General features: G+C 40.1%; 2 protein-coding genes. Both read left to right on the forward strand.

The annotated features are described in order from the left end of the window. Positions 1-730: DUF2345 domain-containing protein (locus FDW87_RS22080; RefSeq protein WP_252363073.1), on the forward strand; the 730-nt coding region annotated here is incomplete at its 5' end. A gap of 10 nt (positions 731-740) precedes the next feature. Then, positions 741-1,709, forward strand: a complete 969-nt coding sequence (locus FDW87_RS08005) for a DUF4123 domain-containing protein (protein WP_137379615.1) — start codon at positions 741-743, stop codon at positions 1,707-1,709. Positions 1,710-1,800: the final 91 nt, after the last annotated feature.

Here is a 1,800-nt window from a genome sequence, read left to right on the forward strand (position 1 = left end):
AGCTATTCGGGCAGGGAAGGGGATTTTTATCAGCGCCGATCGTCAGGAATTAGCTGGAGGTTTGCAGTTAGATATGCATGAAGCAGTAGCGAACTTACAAGCTGCGCTTCAGGATGCGAAAGGTATTCATTCTGCGGCAGAAAAAGCGAAAGCAGAACTGGCTGATATCGAGAGGCAAAAAGCATTGTTGATGGAGTCTATGACAGACCTCAAGAAACAGGCTTTACTTTTTTCTGCTCCTGCCGGTATCGCTCAGGTGACTCCCGCCAGTATCCAACTCTCATCAGGTGAGAATATCATTGTAACCTCTGGAGCGGACGCGGATGTCAGTGTCGCTAAAAAATTCCGCCTTGGTGTGAAAGAAACAATAAGTCTTTTCGCTCAGTGGATGGGGATTAAAATTTTTGCCAGCAAAGGAAAAGTGGAGATTCAGGCTCAGGGAGATGCAATGGATCTCATGGCAAAGAAAACGTTGAGTATAGCCAGCAAAGATGAGCAGGTGATTATTACCGCAGCGACAGAGTTAGTACTCAGTTGTGGCGGTGCATATATCAGGCTTAAAGATGGTGAAATAGAAGTAGGGGCGCCAGGCAATGTTCGCGTAAAGAGTATTGGAATTCAGAAAATGGCTCCTGCAACATTGAATGCTAGCATAGAGTTACCGGATCCTTGCGCCACAGCCATTGATGCTGCTGGTGGTACGCAAAGCCCTACCGTGACGCTGGGTTAATGGAGGGCAAATGAAGGAATCTTTAATAACTTATGATTACTCCTTACCGGCAATGCAAAAACGAGGGGATGACATTGGTGAACAAATATTTAATCATTTTATAACGTTAAATAGAAATTGCATATTAATGATTGATACTGCAATTATAAGACTGAGGAATAAAGATTCGTCATTCTATGATAAAATAAAAAGTAGGGATGTTGTAAGGGTACCTGTTGCTACTCGTTATCTATCAGCTGAATTTGAACCCTGTTTGGTTTCACTGGATTTATCTTTACCTGCTGATTGTAATATACTACATGAAAGTATTATGCAGGCCCTGAAAGAGATAGAACCTAATGAGATACTGCTGGGTAAGGGCAGGATGATTTGTGGTTGGCTTACGTGTGCAGATAATATTATAAATCTCGCTGATTACCTGGGAAAAGTCGCTATCCAACAGCGTGATGGCAAAGATGTATTGCTTCGGTATTATGACCCCGCAATTATAATCTCTCTTTTTTCCATCCTGGATGATTGGCAACAACGACGTTTGTTAGGACCAGTTGAAGTGTGGAGTTTTATTGATGGAGATGGACAGTTTATCAATAAATTAAATAAATCTAATAATCAAGTTCGACTTTCATATACTTTATCGCTGAGTGCTGACAATTGGCGTGATATAAATTTTGCAGGGATAAAAAATAAGATTATTTGTAATTATCGCTTAGCGCATTTGAGTAGTGAACGATTTTCGGAAGTAGAGGTGTTTAAGGTATTAAGAAATTCACTTAAAAAAGCCGAGTTGTGTGCTTTCTTTGATATAGAAGATCTTATTAAATGGGGTGAGTGTTCAATTAATGTAGCTCCGGAATTTTATAACCATAGCGTTATTAAAAAACTGCTTGAAATAAATAGACGAAGTGAAAGAGGAAATTTTATTCAAATCACGTCCCATGTCACAGAACAGCAATGGAATGAAATTCGTGAAGAGCATTAATTAAGAACTTTACAGTTAGAATATGCAGGAGAACAGGGATGAAAAATCATAAATGTGACTGTATGTCACAGGGACCGGCATTACTACCCGT

Origin of the sequence: Citrobacter sp. wls826 (assembly GCF_005281245.1) — a bacterium.
In the GTDB taxonomy this organism is placed as follows: Bacteria; Pseudomonadota; Gammaproteobacteria; order Enterobacterales; family Enterobacteriaceae; genus Citrobacter; species Citrobacter braakii.

What these genes read in the sequence shown, in the direction of transcription:
- FDW87_RS08005 (WP_137379615.1), top strand. Translation starts at nt 741, where the DNA reads ATGAAGGAATCTTTAATAACTTATGATTACTCCTTACCGGCAATGCAA.